The 15,455-nt window shown below is 64.3% G+C and carries 17 protein-coding genes and 1 tRNA gene; 13 read left to right on the forward strand and 5 right to left on the reverse strand.

What is annotated here, in order from left to right; genetic code table 11:
- The first annotated feature begins 21 nt into the window (after positions 1 to 21).
- The gene (locus SPR01S_RS08450) at positions 22 to 1,215 is read left to right on the forward strand and encodes a mandelate racemase/muconate lactonizing enzyme family protein (protein WP_066587913.1); all 1,194 of its coding nucleotides are present in this window, start codon (positions 22 to 24) and stop codon (positions 1,213 to 1,215) included.
- 290 nt (positions 1,216 to 1,505) lie between these two features.
- On the opposite strand, the gene SPR01S_RS08455 is transcribed toward SPR01S_RS08450, so the two are convergent.
- The 3 genes from SPR01S_RS08455 to SPR01S_RS08465 all read right to left on the reverse strand — a co-directional run bounded on the left by SPR01S_RS08455 (position 1,506) and on the right by SPR01S_RS08465 (position 2,909).
- Positions 1,506 to 1,579: transfer RNA gene (locus SPR01S_RS08455), tRNA-Gln, on the reverse strand.
- Between the two features lie 182 nt (positions 1,580 to 1,761).
- A complete protein-coding gene (locus SPR01S_RS22175; RefSeq protein WP_169803404.1) occupies positions 1,762 to 2,178 on the reverse strand; it encodes a PIN-like domain-containing protein in 417 nt (138 codons plus the stop codon).
- 35 nt (positions 2,179 to 2,213) lie between these two features.
- Complete coding sequence (locus SPR01S_RS08465; RefSeq protein WP_066587917.1) at positions 2,214 to 2,909, reverse strand: hypothetical protein; 696 nt, start codon at positions 2,907 to 2,909, stop codon at positions 2,214 to 2,216.
- A gap of 361 nt (positions 2,910 to 3,270) precedes the next feature.
- Here SPR01S_RS08465 and SPR01S_RS08470 point away from each other — a divergent pair, with 361 nt between their 5' ends.
- Positions 3,271 to 4,323, forward strand: a complete 1,053-nt coding sequence (locus SPR01S_RS08470) for a Ppx/GppA phosphatase family protein (RefSeq protein WP_245661922.1) — start codon at positions 3,271 to 3,273, stop codon at positions 4,321 to 4,323.
- Complete coding sequence (locus tag SPR01S_RS08475) at positions 4,320 to 4,988, forward strand: RlmE family RNA methyltransferase (RefSeq protein ID WP_066587919.1); 669 nt, start codon at positions 4,320 to 4,322, stop codon at positions 4,986 to 4,988. Before SPR01S_RS08470 ends, SPR01S_RS08475 begins: the two co-directional genes overlap by 4 nt.
- Before the next feature lie 159 nt (positions 4,989 to 5,147).
- Here the strand turns inward: SPR01S_RS08475 and SPR01S_RS21180 are convergent, their stop codons facing one another.
- Positions 5,148 to 5,462 carry a YdeI/OmpD-associated family protein gene (locus tag SPR01S_RS21180; protein WP_084251055.1) on the reverse strand — a complete coding sequence of 105 codons (315 nt, stop codon included), beginning with the start codon at positions 5,460 to 5,462 and terminating at the stop codon, positions 5,148 to 5,150.
- 279 nt (positions 5,463 to 5,741) lie between these two features.
- On the opposite strand from SPR01S_RS21180, the gene SPR01S_RS08480 reads away from it, so the two are divergent.
- The 8 genes from SPR01S_RS08480 to ribH all read left to right on the forward strand — a co-directional run bounded on the left by SPR01S_RS08480 (position 5,742) and on the right by ribH (position 12,221).
- Positions 5,742 to 6,203 carry a hypothetical protein gene (locus SPR01S_RS08480; RefSeq protein ID WP_245661923.1) on the forward strand — a complete coding sequence of 154 codons (462 nt, stop codon included), beginning with the start codon at positions 5,742 to 5,744 and terminating at the stop codon, positions 6,201 to 6,203.
- Positions 6,204 to 6,313: 110 nt separating this feature from the next.
- Positions 6,314 to 7,636, forward strand: coding sequence for a glutamate--tRNA ligase (locus tag SPR01S_RS08485; protein WP_066587921.1), 1,323 nt, complete (start codon positions 6,314 to 6,316; stop codon positions 7,634 to 7,636).
- An 81-nt stretch (positions 7,637 to 7,717) separates the two neighbouring features.
- Positions 7,718 to 8,389, forward strand: coding sequence for an energy transducer TonB (locus SPR01S_RS08490; RefSeq protein ID WP_066587924.1), 672 nt, complete (start codon positions 7,718 to 7,720; stop codon positions 8,387 to 8,389).
- Positions 8,386 to 8,793 (forward strand): hypothetical protein, encoded by a 408-nt coding sequence (locus SPR01S_RS08495; protein WP_157082082.1) that lies wholly within the window; start codon positions 8,386 to 8,388, stop codon positions 8,791 to 8,793. The genes SPR01S_RS08490 and SPR01S_RS08495 overlap by 4 nt, the downstream gene beginning before the upstream one ends.
- Positions 8,794 to 8,869: 76 nt before the next feature.
- Positions 8,870 to 9,820: a bifunctional diaminohydroxyphosphoribosylaminopyrimidine deaminase/5-amino-6-(5-phosphoribosylamino)uracil reductase RibD gene (ribD, locus tag SPR01S_RS08500; RefSeq protein WP_066587969.1), complete on the forward strand. Its 951-nt coding sequence runs from the start codon at positions 8,870 to 8,872 to the stop codon at positions 9,818 to 9,820.
- A gap of 30 nt (positions 9,821 to 9,850) precedes the next feature.
- Positions 9,851 to 10,456 carry a riboflavin synthase gene (locus SPR01S_RS08505; RefSeq protein WP_066587930.1) on the forward strand — a complete coding sequence of 202 codons (606 nt, stop codon included), beginning with the start codon at positions 9,851 to 9,853 and terminating at the stop codon, positions 10,454 to 10,456.
- A 59-nt stretch (positions 10,457 to 10,515) separates the two neighbouring features.
- On the forward strand, positions 10,516 to 11,802 hold the full coding sequence (gene ribB, locus SPR01S_RS08510) for a 3,4-dihydroxy-2-butanone-4-phosphate synthase (protein WP_066587972.1): 1,287 nt from the start codon (positions 10,516 to 10,518) through the stop codon (positions 11,800 to 11,802).
- Positions 11,802 to 12,221 carry a 6,7-dimethyl-8-ribityllumazine synthase gene (gene ribH, locus SPR01S_RS08515; protein WP_066587933.1) on the forward strand — a complete coding sequence of 140 codons (420 nt, stop codon included), beginning with the start codon at positions 11,802 to 11,804 and terminating at the stop codon, positions 12,219 to 12,221. Before ribB ends, ribH begins: the two co-directional genes overlap by 1 nt.
- A gap of 36 nt (positions 12,222 to 12,257) precedes the next feature.
- On the opposite strand, the gene SPR01S_RS08520 is transcribed toward ribH, so the two are convergent.
- Positions 12,258 to 12,914, reverse strand: coding sequence for a TMEM175 family protein (locus tag SPR01S_RS08520; protein WP_066587943.1), 657 nt, complete (start codon positions 12,912 to 12,914; stop codon positions 12,258 to 12,260).
- Positions 12,915 to 13,009: 95 nt separating this feature from the next.
- Between SPR01S_RS08520 and acs the strand changes: the two genes are divergently transcribed.
- Together acs and SPR01S_RS08530 are read left to right on the forward strand one after the other, a co-directional pair.
- Positions 13,010 to 14,947: an acetate--CoA ligase gene (acs, locus tag SPR01S_RS08525; protein WP_066587946.1), complete on the forward strand. Its 1,938-nt coding sequence runs from the start codon at positions 13,010 to 13,012 to the stop codon at positions 14,945 to 14,947.
- Positions 14,947 to 15,438, forward strand: a complete 492-nt coding sequence (locus SPR01S_RS08530) for an O-acetyl-ADP-ribose deacetylase (RefSeq protein ID WP_066587949.1) — start codon at positions 14,947 to 14,949, stop codon at positions 15,436 to 15,438. Before acs ends, SPR01S_RS08530 begins: the two co-directional genes overlap by 1 nt.
- Positions 15,439 to 15,455 lie beyond the last annotated feature (17 nt).

The following is a 15,455-nucleotide window of genomic DNA, read 5'->3' on the forward strand; positions in this document are numbered from 1 at the left end:
GCTGCGCTGGAGGGGCATTTGATGGTTGATGACGCGATCAAGGCGATCGACATATTCTCGGTCCGCATTCCGCAGGACGCCAGCTATCTCGGCGGGTTGGGACCAGGCGAAACGGTCAACGAGCGCGGCTATGTGGTCCGGCGCGGCAATCGCACGATCTACCCGCAGACGATGCGTTCGGCAGTCATCCGTGTGACGCTGGAATCCGGCGCCGAAGGCTGGGGCGAAACCTATGGCCTGGTGGCGCCCAACGCTATCCATGCCTTTGTCGACGACATCATCGCTCCGATCATCGCCGGCCGTTCGCCGTTCGACGTCCAGGCGATCTGGGACGACCTTTACGACCTGATGCGCGTGCGCGGCTATACCGGCGGCTTCTGGCTCGACGCGATGGCCGGAGTCGATATCGCCTTGTGGGACCTGATGGGCAAGCTCACCGGCCTGTCACTCCCACAACTGCTCGGCGGCCGGCATCGGGATCGCATTCCGGCCTACGTGTCCGGACTGCCGAAGCCGACGATCGCGGAAAAGGTCGATTTGGCCAAGAGCTTCGTCGATCGTGGCTATCGCGCGGTGAAGATCGCTGCGGTGGTGAGCTATGAGGGCGTGGAGCGGGAAATCGCAGCCCTGCGCGAAGGCTTGGGTCCGGAGATCGGGATCATGCTCGATTGCCATTGGATCTATTCGCCCGCCGAGACGATCGCGCTTATCGACAAGCTGGCGCGCTACGACCTCACGTTCGTCGAAGCGCCGTGCAAGACCGAGGATGTCCAGGGTCTAGCGGAAATCGCGCGCCACTCGGTAATCCCCATTGCCGCTGGCGAGGAATGGCGAACTGTATTCGATGCGCGCAGCAGGCTGGACGCCCGCGCGGTATCGATCGTCCAGCCGGAAATGGGTCATACCGGCATCACCCAGTTCATGCGCATCGCGCAATTGGCGCAGGCGCATCACGCCCAAATCATCCCCCACGCAACCATCGGCGCCGGGATTTTCGCGGCAGCAAGCTTGCTGGCGTCGTCCACGGTCCTCAATCTGCGCTGGCATGAATACCAGCACTCGATCTTTCATCACTCGGCATCACTCATGGATGGCCGGCTGGACTGTTCCGACGGCCATTTCGTTCTTCCGCAAGGGCCAGGGCTTGGCGTCACGCCTAATGCACGTTTCTGGGAGAACGCGACGCGCTTGGGTGGAGCAAAGGTGCCGTTATAACTCCGGGCTAGGTCACCCGCAGGGCCATTCGGCAGGGATATTTCTCGCGACCGCCGCCTGGTGGCGGCGGTTGGCCGGCTCAATCACTTTATCGCGTTCCGCGAGATCGGCGGGGACGTCAGCGCGAGCGTGCCGGGCGTTTTTCCGAATTCTGGTCCGAGCCGGTGGAGCTCGATAGCTGTTCGCCGGTAAAGGGCTGTTAGCTCGAATCTTCAGGCCGCTTTTCGGCCTCATCAGCCAACCCTGGATATGGGTCTACTTAGGTTCGTGTTCGACAGTGCATAAAAAGCTGGATGCCCCGTGAGGATTCGAACCTCAATTGACGGAGTCAGAGTCCGTAGTCTTACCTTTAGACGACGGGGCAACAGGCGGTGGGCCCTAAGCCGCGGAAATGCTGGGGTCAAGGCGGGTTGAGAGGCCTGAGAATTTTTTGTCGCACTGCGACAAGATGTCGCACGAGTCGTTAGACGGGAATGGAGCGCAAAAAACCGGCGGTCGATATTACCGATCTGAGTACATTTTTCGCGATGGGTGTGGCGCAGGCGGTTAGGGCTTCTTGGCCTTTTTAAGCTTCCTGTGGGCTGACTGAAAATCTAACGGAATTTTCTTCAGCGCACCCTCTTCAGACAGATTGTAAGGCGGCGAATAGCACTCGCGGGCCTTCATTGCTGTGAGTTGAGCCTCGATTCTGCGCCACCAACATAGTAGGTGCCCTGCCTGCATGGCGAGCGTGGCATTTGCCCACCCGGACGGAAGGTGGATCAGCTTTATCCCAGTCCTATCGATCGCTACAATCTGCGGCGGCTCTTTGAGAAAGTCAGTATCTGCCGAAAGGATGGCAGCGCCACCGTCTTGAGCGAACGCCGTAATCCAATGGACGTCGGTGGATCCCTTGAAACCAGTTTTCAGGACAGAGGTGAGCTCGAATCCATCGCCCAAGGCGACGGCATTTATCGCGTCCACGATCGCTGGGGCGATGTGCTCGTCGGCCCGTATCCTCAAGGCGCAGACTTGATCTCGTAATCTACCGCTTCGCGCGCAGCACTTTCGGAAATGGCAAACGCGGCGGCCACTCTCGCAATATTACCGCGTTCCGCCTTCCACATTCTGTGAATGGCAGCGGTTGGAACACGCTGCTCGTGGAGAGCTGGCTTACCGAACGCGACAGCGGGGTCCAGCCACACCTCCGGAAATTCATCCGGGTGAGGAGCCCATCGGCGCGCAAGGTCTGACTGAGGGTCGAAAATCACCCCTTTTTCGATTGTAGCCTCGATCACGTCCCACATTTCGTGTTGGCCAGACGCCAAATCCCAGGTCACCCGATCATTCTCGGCCTCAGCGACTTGTGCAAATACAGTGCGACGATCAGTGAGATAGCGTGCGCGCGACAGGGCAAAAGGATGATCGGCCGACCATTCGACGCGGGCCTTGGCAGCTGCCTTACGAAGGGTTGGCATGGTCACGCCCTGGCGACGGAATGCTTCAATAAATCTCAACTCCATCAAGTCCAAGAAGCTGATGGTCCTGGAATTCTGGAAGTCTCGATCGATGATTGGTCCGCTGGAGCTATTCGGCCAGCCATTCAACCAGCCACGAAGTTTCGCTGTACCCACGACCCCAATAAGGCGAGCGGCATCGCTGGGGCTGTAAAAGCCTGCGAGCAATGGGTCCGCCTCTAGTCGCTTATGCTCCACTCGGCCTCCCTTCGCCGGTCGGGATTGTGGGAATCGGAGATCAGGAGTCCGCAGTCAAGCAGTTCTGGCCAATTTGGATCATCATGCCGTGCGACAAAATACCACGGCAACCGCAATGTCGCACAAAGTCTGCAACTTAAGTAGTTGAAATTGCTGGATCGCCCAAAAACTTACCTCTAGACGACGGGGCAACAGGCGGCGGGCTCTAGGCGGGCTCGCGCGACCGGTCAAGGCCTTGCGGAGGGTGCGGGATCGCCCGGCGTGGCGGCTCGCTTGTCGCATCGCGCCAGTTCGGTTAGGCTCGGCATCAAGCAGCGGAGGGCTATGGGCCGGACCGCAAGAACATAAGAGTTTCGACGGCATGGGGGACGTTCCCGCCAATATGCCGCACCGGCAGCGCGCCGCCCCGAAGGGCAAGCCCGCCGCCCGTCCGGCCCCAATCCCGACCAAGCGCTGGGGCGATGCGCCGCATTACGCCGCGCTCGATCTCGGCACCAACAATTGCCGCCTGCTGATCGCGCGGCCGCAGGGTAACGGCTTTGCCGTGGTCGACGCCTTTTCGCGCATCGTGCGGCTGGGCGAGGGACTCGCCTCGAGCGGGCGGCTGTCCGACGCCGCGATCGACCGCACCATCGCCGCCTTGAGGATCTGCGCCGACAAGCTGCGCCGCCGCAACGTCCTCGTCGCGCGCTCGGTCGCGACCGAGGCGTGCCGCCAGGCGGCCAACGGCGCCGAATTCATCGAGCGCGCCTATCGCGAGACCGGTATCCGGCTCGACATCATCTCGCCCGAGGAAGAGGCGCGGCTGGCGGTGCTCGGCTGCCATGCGCTGATGGAGCCGGGCGAGGGACCGGCGCTGATCTTCGACATTGGCGGCGGATCGACCGAATTGGTGCTGATCGACCTGTCGGGCGATCATCCGCGCGTGCTCGACTGGCATTCGGCGCGCTGGGGCGTGGTGTCGCTGACCGAACATGCCGGCGGCGGCGACACCGCCGAGGCGCTGGGCGAATCCTACGCGCGGATGCGGGCGCTCGCGACCGAGAGCTTCGCAGCCTTTGCCAAGCGCGTCCCAGCGAATTTGGAGGCGCCGCGGCTGCTCGGCACCAGCGGTACCGTCACTACTTTGGCCAGCGTGTTCCTCGAACTCGACCATTATGACCGCGCCAAGGTCGACGGGCTGATCGTCCCGACCGAATCGATGCGCCGCATCTCGGCCGAATTGTCGAGCATGTCGGTGGCCGAGCGGTCGCGCTTCCCGTGCATCGGCGGCGAGCGCGCCGATTTGGTCGTGGCAGGCTGCGCGATCCTCGAATCGATCCTCGATCTGTGGCCGGCCGAGCGATTGGGAGTCGCCGATCGCGGCATCCGCGAAGGCATCTTGCGCCGCCTGATGGGAGCGCAACGGCCATGAGAGGCGGCGGTGGCGGCCATACCCGCGTGCGCACCTCGCGCAATCGCACTCCGCAATCGACGCGCTGGCTCGAGCGGCAGTTGAACGACCCGTACGTCAAGCGCGCCAAGGCCGAGGGCTATCGCAGCCGCGCGGCGTACAAATTGCTCGAACTCGACGAGAAGTTCGGGTTCCTGAAGGGTGCGAGCCGCGTGGTCGACCTCGGGCTCGCGCCGGGCGGCTGGTCGCAAGTGATCCGGCGCAAGGTGCCCAAGGCGGCGATCGTCGGGATCGACCTGTTGCCGGTCGATCCGATCGAGGGCGTCACGATCCTGCAGATGGATTTCATGGACGATGCGGCGCCCGGACGGCTGATCGAGGAACTGGGCGGCGCGCCCGACCTGGTGATCTCGGACATGGCGGCGAACACGGTCGGCCATCCGCAGACCGATGCGTTACGGACGATGGCGCTGGTCGAAACCGCCTTGGCCTTCGCGATCGACGTGCTCAAGCCCGGCGGCACCTTCGTCTCGAAGGTCTTCGCCGGTGGTGCCGATTCGGCGCTGGTCGCCGAGATGAAGCGCAATTTCGCGACGGTGAAACACGCCAAGCCGCCGTCGAGCCGCAAAGGCTCGGTCGAGTGGTTCGTGGTGGCGCAGGGGTTCAAGGGTCGCGCAGCGGAATAGCCGCGCTATTCCGCGAGTCAGCGCGACCCCGGCCGGCGGAGCCGAAGGCCTCCGACCGACGGCGCGGCTCCGCCGCGACGGGGTTGCCCGTTTTGCTTCGGGCGGTGTCAACTGATCGAATGCGGTCTGGCTCCGGGGAACGTGCCAACCGGACATCGCTTATCCACCGTTCTTTCCCTTCTGATCGATCGAGACGGCTTGTTGCCATCGGCTTGGCGCCTTGTCGGTGCGATGAATACAACCCACCCAGCAGCAGGGTCGCTTCTTCCCCTCCAATAGTTCTTCACAGGTTCTTTGAATGCGGCGTTGGCGCGTCGTTGGCTGCTTCGCGTCATCAACCCAGCAGATGAACTCATTTCGACCGAGCGGTGTCAGGCTTTGCCAAAGCGCAAGGACCTTCGGATCCGAGCTCACCGCCGCTTGAAGGTCGTCCCCTGCTTCGTGAACAATGCCGTGCGAAAAAGCGTTCGCCATGAGGACTCCAGATCGCGACCCGACCGTCGAATTCATCAACGCACCCCCAAGTGCGGCCACTTCCGAACTTGCCCGCCGCATAACGCAATGTCCATGATCGGGTCGGAAGCAGATCAACCCGTGTGGGTCGGCAATTGCGCTTCAGAGTGACGCCCCGCGGGTCCCGGTTCGATCTGCCGTTTTGGGTAAGTTGCCGAAACCGATTGAACATATTTTCAGTATCATAGTGGAACTATCGACGCGGCCAATCCTGGCCTGCCGCAACGGAGCCCGACGAGCGTGAGCTATGCCTTGCCCTTGACCCATAGCTGGCCCCTGTTCGAGCAGCATCAGCGTTTCGACCTCGGATGCCTGCTTGACGAGCCAGGCGATACGCTGGTTGCATCCGACCTTCATCCCGAGTTCCTGGCGGCGCATGGCATAGGGCTATGGGACTGCAATCTCGACGGAAATACGTTGAGCTGGACGGACGGCGTGTTCGACCTGTTCGGCCTGCCGCGCGGCGCCGCTCTCGAGCGGGACGAGATCGCCGCCTTGTACGCGGAGCCATCACGCAGCGCGATGGAGGGGCTGCGCGCTTATGCCATCAAGCACCGGCGCGGCTTCACGCTCGATGCCGAAATCATGCCGGTGAACGGGCCGCCGAAATGGATGCGCCTGATCGCCGCGCCGGTCTGTGTCGGGCGCCAGGTCGTTCGGCTCCACGGCATCAAGCAGGATGTCAGCGCCGCTTATGACTGACGCCAGCCCGACGCGATAGCGCCGGGTCGGGGAAGACGGATCGGCGCGGGGACGTCCGCTATCCTGCACGCGCATTGCCGCTTACTCTTACTCGCCCTAAGTCGCGGGGCATGACTGTCACCCGTTTCGCGCCGAGCCCGACCGGCAAGCTCCATATCGGCAATATTCGCACTGCGATCCTCAACTGGCTGTTCGCGCGGTCGACCGGCGGCCGGTTCGTGCTCCGGATCGACGATACGGATGTCGAGCGGAGCGAGGAGCGCTATGTCGACTCGATCCGCGCCGACCTCGACTGGCTCGGCCTGACGCCGGATCACGAGGAGCGCCAGTCCGAGCGGTTCGCGCTCTACGAACGCCGCTTCGACGATCTGCGCGCGGCGGGACGGATCTATCCGGCGTACGAAACGCAGCAGGAGCTCGAGCTCAAGCGCAAGATCCTGCTCGGGCGTGGTCTGCCGCCGGTCTATGACCGCGCCGCCTTGTCGCTCAGCGACGCCGATCGCGCGAAGCTGGAGGTCGAGGGCGTGCGGCCGCATTGGCGGTTCAAGCTCGATCCGGGCGCGATCGAATGGCACGATCTGATTCGCGGTCCCCAGCATTTCGACGCCGCGACGATGAGCGATCCGGTCATCCGCCGTGCCGACGGGTCGTGGCTCTATATGCTGCCTTCGGTCATCGACGATGTCGAGATGGGCATCAGTCATGTCGTGCGCGGCGAGGATCACGTCTCCAACACCGCGCTCCAGTTGCAGATGTTCGCGGCGATGAACGCGCCGCTGCCGACCTTCGCGCACGCCGCTTTGCTGACGGGGGCGGAAGGCAAATTGTCGAAGCGGCTCGGTTCGCTCGGCGTCGAGCATTTCCGCGAGGAGGGGATCGAGCCGCAGGCGATCGTCGCCTTGCTCGCGCGGATCGGCACCAGCGATCCGGTCGAGCCGTTCGTCGATCCGTCCCCATTGATCGCCGCGTTTGATTTTGCGCGCTTCGGCCGCGCCCCGGCGCGGTTCGACGAAGGCGAGCTTGCCCAGCTCAATGCGCGGATCGTCCATCAGCTAGACTTCGCCGCCGTCGCCGATCGCCTGCCCGCCGGGATGGATCGTGCTGCCTGGGAAGCGATCCAGCCCAATTTGACGACCATCGCCGGCGCCGCCGATTGGTGGCACGTGGTTGAAGGGCCGATCTCTGCCACCGCCGATCCCGAGGATCGCGATTTCCTGGCCAGCGCCCACCGCATCGCCGGCGAGATCGACTGGACCGGCGATCCCTGGCACGCACTGACCAATGCGCTCAAGGACGCGACCGGCCGCAAGGGCAAACCGTTGTTCCTGCCGCTGCGCCGCGCGCTGACCGGCATGGATCACGGCCCTGACATGGCCGCATTGCTGCCGCTGATCGGCCGCGACCGCGCGCTGGAGCGTCTCCCGTCCGGCTGACCGATGATATCTTGTATCATAAAATGTAATGTTGTATCGTATCCGAGTCGCGGCATCCGAGACCGTGAAAGGAGAGACGATATGGCGACTTATGGCGACCGTTATGGCGCAGGCCCGGCGTTCAAGCCGGGCAGCATGGCGCTGGCTTTGGGACTGACCGTGGGGCCCATCGCGGCGTTGGTGATGGGGCTGCAAATTACCAACGTCATCCCAAAGACGATAATCTTGGAAGCCTATCCTGTTCCACCCGATCAGCCGCCACCTCCGCCTGATCCCAAGCCGCAGCCTAAGACCGACGCGCCGGTTGAGCTGGTCTATACTCCACCCCATCCGCCCGTCCCAGTGATACCGACGGACACGTTTGCAACGACCGAGACACCGCCGCCGCCGCTGACCGAACCAACCGTTGGCAAGGCGCCCGATCCCGGCCCTGTGCTCACGCCGGTCGTGGTCGCCAAGCCGGTCATGGTCGATGCGTTCATCGATCCGCGCTACCAGAACCTGCTCCAGCCGCCTTATCCGCCCGAGGAGCAGCGCGCCGGCAATAGCGGCCGAGTCGTGCTCCGCGTGCTGGTCGGCACCGACGGCCGGGTGAAGCAGGTCGAGAAGGTGTCGGCGGCATCGGACGCCTTCTTCGCCGCGGCGCAGCGCCAGGCGCTGGGAAAATGGCGATTCAAGCCAGCGACCAAGGACGGCGTGCCGATCGAGCAATGGAAGACGATGAGCCTGCGCTTCGTGCTCAACGAGCAATGACCGTTACGGGCGCGGGGCTGGCCTGTTCGCCGTCCCGCGCCTATCTTGCGGTAATGGGAAATTTCCTGGGCCGTTTTAATCCGTTTCGCGCGTTGCTCGACCTGCGCCGCTATCTCGGCACGCGCAAGAAATACGAGATCCTGTTCCTGTTCGGCTCGCTGATGGCGTGCATCGTCATTGTCGGGGGCTTCGCCGCGGGTTCGACCGTCCAGCGCGAGTGGCAACGGCCGACCATCATCTACGTCCAATCGTGGCGCGCCGACCGCACCGATGCCGAGATCATCGCGCAGCAGAAGATCGACGGCGAAAAGAAGCGGATCGAGGACGCCAAGCAGAAGAAAGAGGATGACGAGCGCAAAGCCGCGTTCAAGCGCCTGAACGACAAGCTGTCGCCTTGGTTGTAGGGTCTTTGTCAGCTTCGCTGATCGCGGTGCGGCAACCGGTTCAGCTATGCTGAACCACAAGAACGATCCGCGCTTCATGGCCGCCGCTCTGGCGCTCGCCGAGCGCGGGCGGGGACGGACGGCGCCCAATCCCAATGTCGGCTGCGTGGTCGTTCGTGATGGGCGCGTTGTCGGGCGCGGCTGGACTCAGCCCGGCGGGCGGCCGCACGCCGAGGCGATGGCGCTGGCGATGGCGGGCGACGCCGCGAAAGGCGCGACCGTTTACGTAACTCTCGAACCCTGCGCGCACGCGTCGCCGCGCGGCCCGGCGTGCAGCGACCTGTTGGTCGCGGCGGGCGTGGCTCAGGTAGTGATCGCGCTCGGCGATCCCGATCCGCGCACCGATGGCCAGGGCATCGCGCGATTACGTGCCGCTGGAATCGCGGTGACCGAAGGCATGATGGCCGAGGAAGCGCGGCGTTCAATGGCTGGCTTCCTCACGCGGCGCGCGTCCGGGCGGCCGCACGTCACTCTCAAGCTCGCCACGTCGCTCGACGGCTGCATCGCTCGCGCCGACGGCGAATCGAAATGGATCACCGGCGACGCGGCCCGGGCGCATGCGCATCTCGAGCGGGCTCGGCACGAAGCGATCCTGGTCGGGCGCGGCACCGCGGAAGCCGATGCGCCGCGGCTCGACGTCCGGCTCGGCGGTCTCGAACAGCATAGCCCGCGACGCTTGTTGATGACTCGCCATCGTGGCGACCACGAGCATTGGGAGTGGGTCGACTCGCCCGCGGCGATCGCCGGGCTCGACCGGATCGACCATGTCCTGGTCGAAGGCGGCGCCGGCGCGGCCTCGGCCTTTCTCGCTGACGATCTGGTCGACCGGCTGTTGCTCTATCGCGCGCCGATCCTGATCGGCGGCGGCCGGCCGGCGCTCGGCGACATCGGGCTTGCCCATCTGGCCGAGGCGCATGGCCGCTGGCGGTTGCACGACGCGCGGATGTTGGGCATCGACCGACTGGAAATCTACGAACGCACCCGCTGACGATCGTCGGCGCAGCTTGGGAAATTAGCGATGTTCACCGGCATCATCACCGATATCGGCACGATCCGATCGATCGAGCATCGCGGCGACCTACGCGCGGTAGTCGCGACCGCTTATGACACGGCCGCGGTCGATCTCGGCGCGTCGATCTCGTGTTCGGGCGTATGCCTTACGGTGATCGATAAGGGGCCGGGCTGGTTCACCGTCGACATTTCGGGCGAAACCGTCTCGCGCACCGCGCAGGGGCAATGGAGCGAAGGGCGCAAACTCAACCTCGAGCGCGCGATGAAACTGGGCGACGAATTGGGCGGGCATATCGTCACCGGCCATGTCGACGGCGTCGCCGAAGTCGTGCGGGTCGAGCCGTCGGGCGATTCGAAGACGATCGCCTTCCGCGTCGCGCGCGACCTCGCGCCTTATCTTGCCGCCAAGGGGTCGGTCACGGTCGACGGCGTGTCGCTGACGGTCAATGCGGTCAGCGATGGGGCGGAAGGTACGGAGTTCACGGTCAATCTGATCCCGCACACGCAAGCGGTGACCACATTGGGCGCGATCGAGGTCGGGCAGGCGGTCAATATCGAGATCGACGTGCTCGCGCGCTATCTGAGCCGGATGCGGTCGTTTATCGAAAAGTAGCGTTTCAATGTGATTCTTGGTTGGACTAATCACATTGCAATGTGATAATCGAGTCGATCATGAGCACCATCCTGATCGATCGCGTTCGCGATCTCGTCTCTTCGGGCGGTATCTCCCGCTCGGGGCTTGCCCGCGCCGCCGGGCTCCATGCCAATTCGCTGCGCATGCTCGACGAGCCCGAATGGAATCCGACCGCCGACACGCTGCGCAAGCTCGAACTCTATCTCGACCGGCGCGAGAAGCGTCCGGCCCTGGTGCCGATCGAGGAGATCATTGAGGAAGCGCGCAACGGCCGCATGACGATCCTGGTCGATGACGAGGATCGCGAGAATGAAGGCGATCTGATCATCCCGGCCCAGATGGCGACGCCGGATGCGATTAACTTCATGGCGCGCTTCGGCCGCGGGCTGATCTGCCTGACCCTGACCGAAGAGCGGGTCAACCAGCTCGAGCTCGAGCCGATGGTGCGCAACAACGGCACGCGGCACGGCACCGCCTTCACTGCGTCGATCGAGGCGCGCGAGGGGATCACCACGGGCATCTCGGCGCACGACCGCGCGCGCACCGTCGCGGTGGCGATCGACGCGTCGAAGGGGCCGACCGACATCGTTTCGCCGGGCCATGTCTTCCCGCTGATCGCGCGCGACGGCGGCGTGCTGGTGCGCGCCGGCCATACCGAGGCCGCGGTCGATGTCGCGCGGCTCGCGGGGCTCAATCCGTCGGGCGTCATCTGCGAGGTCATGAAGGATGACGGCACGATGGCCCGGATGGACGACCTCATCGAGTTCGCGCAGGAGCACAAGCTCAAGATCGGTACGATCCGCGACCTGATCGCCTACCGCCGCCAGCACGACCATCTCGTCGAGCGCCGCGCGGAGGCGCGCTTCACCAGCCGCTGGGGCGGCGAATGGACCGCGCGGACCTATTTCAACAAGGCGACCGGCACCGAACAGATCGCGCTGATCAAGGGGCGTATCGACCCCGACAAGCCGACTTTGGTACGTATGCATGCGTTGAACGTTTTCGCCGATATCTTCGGCGAACAAGGCAAGCGCCGCGGCTTGCTCGAACGCTCGATGGAGATCATCGGCGAAGCGGGATCGGGCGTGGTCGTGTTGCTGTCGCCATCGACCGCGACCGGGTTCAGCCAGGCGCTGGAGCACAAGGCCGGCGCGCCGATGCCCGACGAATTGCGCGACTATGGCGTCGGTGCGCAGATCCTGTCCGAATTGGGAGTCGAGGACATGATCCTCTTGACCAATACGCATCATACCCTTGTGGCATTGGACGGCTATGGCCTGTCCATCGTAGGGGAACGCGCGATCGACCTTGGGGGAATGAATTGATGGCGCGTATATTGATCGTCGAGGCGCGGTTCTACGACCATCTCAACGACATGCTGCTCGCCGGCGCGCGCCGCGCGATCGAGGAAGCAGGGCATAGTCACGAGACGGTGACCGTCCCGGGCGCGCTCGAAATCCCGGGAGCGCTGGCGCTGGCGGCGGAGACTGGCCGGTACGACGCCTATGTCGCGATCGGCGTGGTGATTCGCGGCGAGACTTATCATTTCGAGATCGTGTCGAACGAAAGCGCGCGCGGCATCATGGCGCTGACGATGGACGGCATCGCGATCGGCAACGGCATCCTGACCACCGAGAACGAGGCCCAGGCGATCTATCGCGCCGATCCCGATCAGGCCGACAAAGGCGGCGGCGCGGCCAAGGCGGCGCTGGCCATGCTCGAACTCCGGCAGAAATTCGGCTGACAGCCGTAATCCCCGTCCCGCAAGGGGATCCATTGGTCACACCGTCTTCAATGTTCCCCGGCGGTGGAGGTATTCGAGCAGCCGTCGCCACAAGGCCATCGAGATCAACATCGGCTGCCCGAGCCAGGGATTGACGAAGCAGAACAGCAACGCGGTCACCGTACCGAGCAATACCGCCCAGCCGCGCCGGCGGATCATCGCCGCTTGCTCGGGGTCGAGATCATCGGCGGCGACCGGTGGTGCCACCGCCATGCTGTTGTTCCACAGGTTGCAGATGGCGACGATCAGCAGCCAGAAGCAATACGCGGCGGCGGGCACGAGCTTGCCGTAATATTCGCTGACCAGCGCGGTGAAGAACGGCATGCCGGCGACCGAGCAGAGCAGGAACAGATTGGGGAGCAGCAGCCTGGGCGACCAATGCCGCGCACAATCGAACGCGCGATGATGGCCGCTCCAGAACGCGCCGATCACGAAGAACGAGACCAGAAAGCCGACGAAATGCGGCGTCAGATCGGCCAGCGCCTGGAGAAATTCGACGTCGGACGCGCTACGGGGCAGGACTGGTACCTTGAGTTCGATCACCAGCAGGGTGATCGAGATCGCGAACACCGCATCGGAAAAGAACACCAGCCGTTCGAGCGCATGCGCCGGCGCGCCATGATGCATCGGTTGGTCGTTCGGTCCGTCGCTCATTTGATTCCCCCAAGAAATCCTATCGTCGCATGGCGCCGCGGCGCTTGCCAAGCAGGCATCGCAGCCGCCAATAGGGCCGGACTAGGGAGAGCTTGATGTCCGAGCAAAGCGTCTATCCGGTTCCTGGCGATTGGGCCAAGCGCGCGAAGATCAACCGCGCGGGTTACGAGAAGCTCTATGGCCGCAGCCTGGCCGATCCCGGCAGCTTCTGGCTCGAACAGGCGCGCCGGCTCGACTGGATCAGGCGACCGGAAATGGCCGGCGACTGGTCGTTCGGTCAGGACGATTTCCGCATCAGCTGGTTCGCCGACGGCGTGCTCAACGCCTCGGCCAATTGCCTCGACCGCCATCTCGCCACGCGCGGCGATACCGTGGCGCTGATCTGGGAGCCGGACGATCCCGCCGAAGCGCCACGCCGGATTACCTATCGCGAACTCCACCGCGACGTCTGCCGCTTCGCCAATGCGCTGAAGGATCAGGGCGTCGCGAAGGGCGATCGCGTCACCATCTACATGCCGATGATCCCCGAAGCGGCGGTCGCGATCCTGGCGTGCGCGCGGATCGGTGCGATCCATTCGGTGGTGTTCGGCGGCTTCTCGCCCGAAGCGCTCGCCGGGCGGATCGAGGATTGCGGATCGACGCTCGTCATCACCGCCGACGAAGGCCGGCGCGGCGGCAAGAAGGTCCCGCTCAAGGCCAATGTCGACGCCGCACGGCATCACGCGCCCGGGTTGGAAAAGGTCATCGTCGTCAAGGCGACCGGCGGCGACGTCGCGATGGGCGACGGCGATCTCTGGTATCACGATCTGGTCGATCGGGCCTCGACCGAGTGCCGGCCCGAACCGATGAGCGCGGAGGACCCGTTGTTCATCCTCTATACTTCGGGGTCGACCGGCAAGCCCAAGGGGGTTCTTCACACCACCGGCGGTTACATGGTCTGGGTCAGCCTGAGCCACGAACTGACCTTCGATTACCGGCCTGGCCAGGTCTATTGGTGCGCCGCGGATATCGGGTGGGTCACCGGACACAGCTATATCCTGTACGGCCCGCTCGCCAACGGCGCGACCAGCCTGATGTTCGAAGGCGTGCCCAATTGGCCCGACGCCAGCCGCATCTGGCAAGTCGTCGACCGCCACCAGGTCGAGATCATCTACACGGCGCCGACCGCGCTCCGCGCGCTGATGCGCGAAGGCGACGATTATGTAGCGCGGACCAGCCGCAAATCGTTGAAGCTGCTCGGCACGGTCGGCGAACCGATCAATCCGGAGGCGTGGCGCTGGTATCACGAAGTGGTCGGCGAGGGGCGCTGCCCGATCGTCGACACCTGGTGGCAGACCGAGACCGGGGGGCAGATGATCACGCCGCTGCCGGGCGCGACCGACCTCAAGCCGGGCAGCGCGACCCTGCCGTTTCCCGGCGTCGATCCGCAGATCGTGGACACCGACGGCAACGTGCTCAACGGCGCGACCGAGGGCAATCTGGTCATCGCCAGGAGTTGGCCGGGGCAGATGCGCAGCGTCTGGGGCGATCATGACCGCTTTTTCCAGACCTATTTCACGACCTATCCGGGCAAATATTTCACCGGCGACGGCTGCCGCCGCGACGAGGACGGCTATTATTGGATCACCGGCCGCGTCGACGATGTGATCAATGTCAGCGGCCATCGCATGGGCACTGCCGAGGTCGAGAGCGCCTTGGTGCTGCACGCCAAGGTCGCGGAGGCGGCGGTGGTCGGCTTCCCGCACGACATCAAGGGGCAGGGCATCTACGCCTATGTCACGCTGAACACGGGCGAAGAACCGGGCGAGGCGTCGCGCAAGGAATTGGTGCAATGGGTGCGGACCGAGATCGGCCCGATAGCTTCGCCCGATGCCGTGCAGTTCGCGCCGGGTCTGCCTAAGACCCGCTCGGGCAAGATCATGCGCCGCATCCTGCGCAAGATCGCCGAGGGCGACGTGTCGAGCCTTGGCGACACCTCGACCCTGGCCGATCCCGCGGTGGTCGACGATCTGGTGAAGAACCGGGTCGGCTGATGCCGGTCGAGGCGTTGCGGGGCGACATCACGCGACTCGAAGTCGACGCGATCGTCAACGCCGCCAATTCCTCGCTGCTCGGTGGTGACGGGGTCGACGGCGCGATCCACCGCGCGGCCGGGCCAGAACTGGTCGCTGAATGCCGCATGCTGAACGGCTGCAAGCCCGGTCAGGCCAAGGCGACCAAAGGCTACCGCCTGCCGGCGCGGCACGTGATCCATACCGTGGGGCCGGTGTGGAATGGCGGGGGTAAGGGTGAGGCGGAAACGCTGGCCAGTTGTTATCGCGAAAGCCTGAGGGTCGCCGAGACGTTGGGTGCGTGCACGATCGCCTTTCCGGCGATCAGTACCGGGATTTACGGCTATCCGCGCGAAGACGCGGCGGAGATCGCGGTGCGCGAGACGCTGGCGGCAATGGACCGTTTCGAGCGCATCTTGTTGGTCGCGTTCGACGAAGAGACCCTCGGTCTTTATCGTGAGCTGCTTGGCTAGTACCCTTTCGTCACCCC

Origin of the sequence: Sphingomonas pruni NBRC 15498 (assembly GCF_001598455.1) — a bacterium.
GTDB classification, from domain to species: domain Bacteria; phylum Pseudomonadota; class Alphaproteobacteria; order Sphingomonadales; family Sphingomonadaceae; genus Sphingomonas; species Sphingomonas pruni.

Excerpts from the sequence above, each read along its gene's own strand:
- SPR01S_RS08505 (WP_066587930.1), top strand. The coding sequence starts at position 9,851 with ATGTTCACCGGCATCATCACCGATATCGGCACGATCCGATCGATCGAG.
- ribH (WP_066587933.1), top strand. The coding sequence starts at position 11,802 with ATGGCGCGTATATTGATCGTCGAGGCGCGGTTCTACGACCATCTCAAC.
- SPR01S_RS08520 (WP_066587943.1), bottom strand. The coding sequence starts at position 12,914 with ATGAGCGACGGACCGAACGACCAACCGATGCATCATGGCGCGCCGGCG.
- SPR01S_RS08490 (WP_066587924.1), top strand. The coding sequence starts at position 7,718 with ATGGCGACTTATGGCGACCGTTATGGCGCAGGCCCGGCGTTCAAGCCG.
- SPR01S_RS08495 (WP_157082082.1), top strand. The coding sequence starts at position 8,386 with ATGACCGTTACGGGCGCGGGGCTGGCCTGTTCGCCGTCCCGCGCCTAT.
- SPR01S_RS08470 (WP_245661922.1), top strand. The coding sequence starts at position 3,271 with ATGGGGGACGTTCCCGCCAATATGCCGCACCGGCAGCGCGCCGCCCCG.
- SPR01S_RS08530 (WP_066587949.1), top strand. The coding sequence starts at position 14,947 with ATGCCGGTCGAGGCGTTGCGGGGCGACATCACGCGACTCGAAGTCGAC.
- SPR01S_RS21180 (WP_084251055.1), bottom strand. The coding sequence starts at position 5,462 with ATGGCGAACGCTTTTTCGCACGGCATTGTTCACGAAGCAGGGGACGAC.
- SPR01S_RS08450 (WP_066587913.1), top strand. The coding sequence starts at position 22 with ATGGTTGATGACGCGATCAAGGCGATCGACATATTCTCGGTCCGCATT.
- SPR01S_RS08485 (WP_066587921.1), top strand. The coding sequence starts at position 6,314 with ATGACTGTCACCCGTTTCGCGCCGAGCCCGACCGGCAAGCTCCATATC.
- ribD (WP_066587969.1), top strand. The coding sequence starts at position 8,870 with ATGGCCGCCGCTCTGGCGCTCGCCGAGCGCGGGCGGGGACGGACGGCG.
- SPR01S_RS08475 (WP_066587919.1), top strand. The coding sequence starts at position 4,320 with ATGAGAGGCGGCGGTGGCGGCCATACCCGCGTGCGCACCTCGCGCAAT.
- ribB (WP_066587972.1), top strand. The coding sequence starts at position 10,516 with ATGAGCACCATCCTGATCGATCGCGTTCGCGATCTCGTCTCTTCGGGC.
- acs (WP_066587946.1), top strand. The coding sequence starts at position 13,010 with ATGTCCGAGCAAAGCGTCTATCCGGTTCCTGGCGATTGGGCCAAGCGC.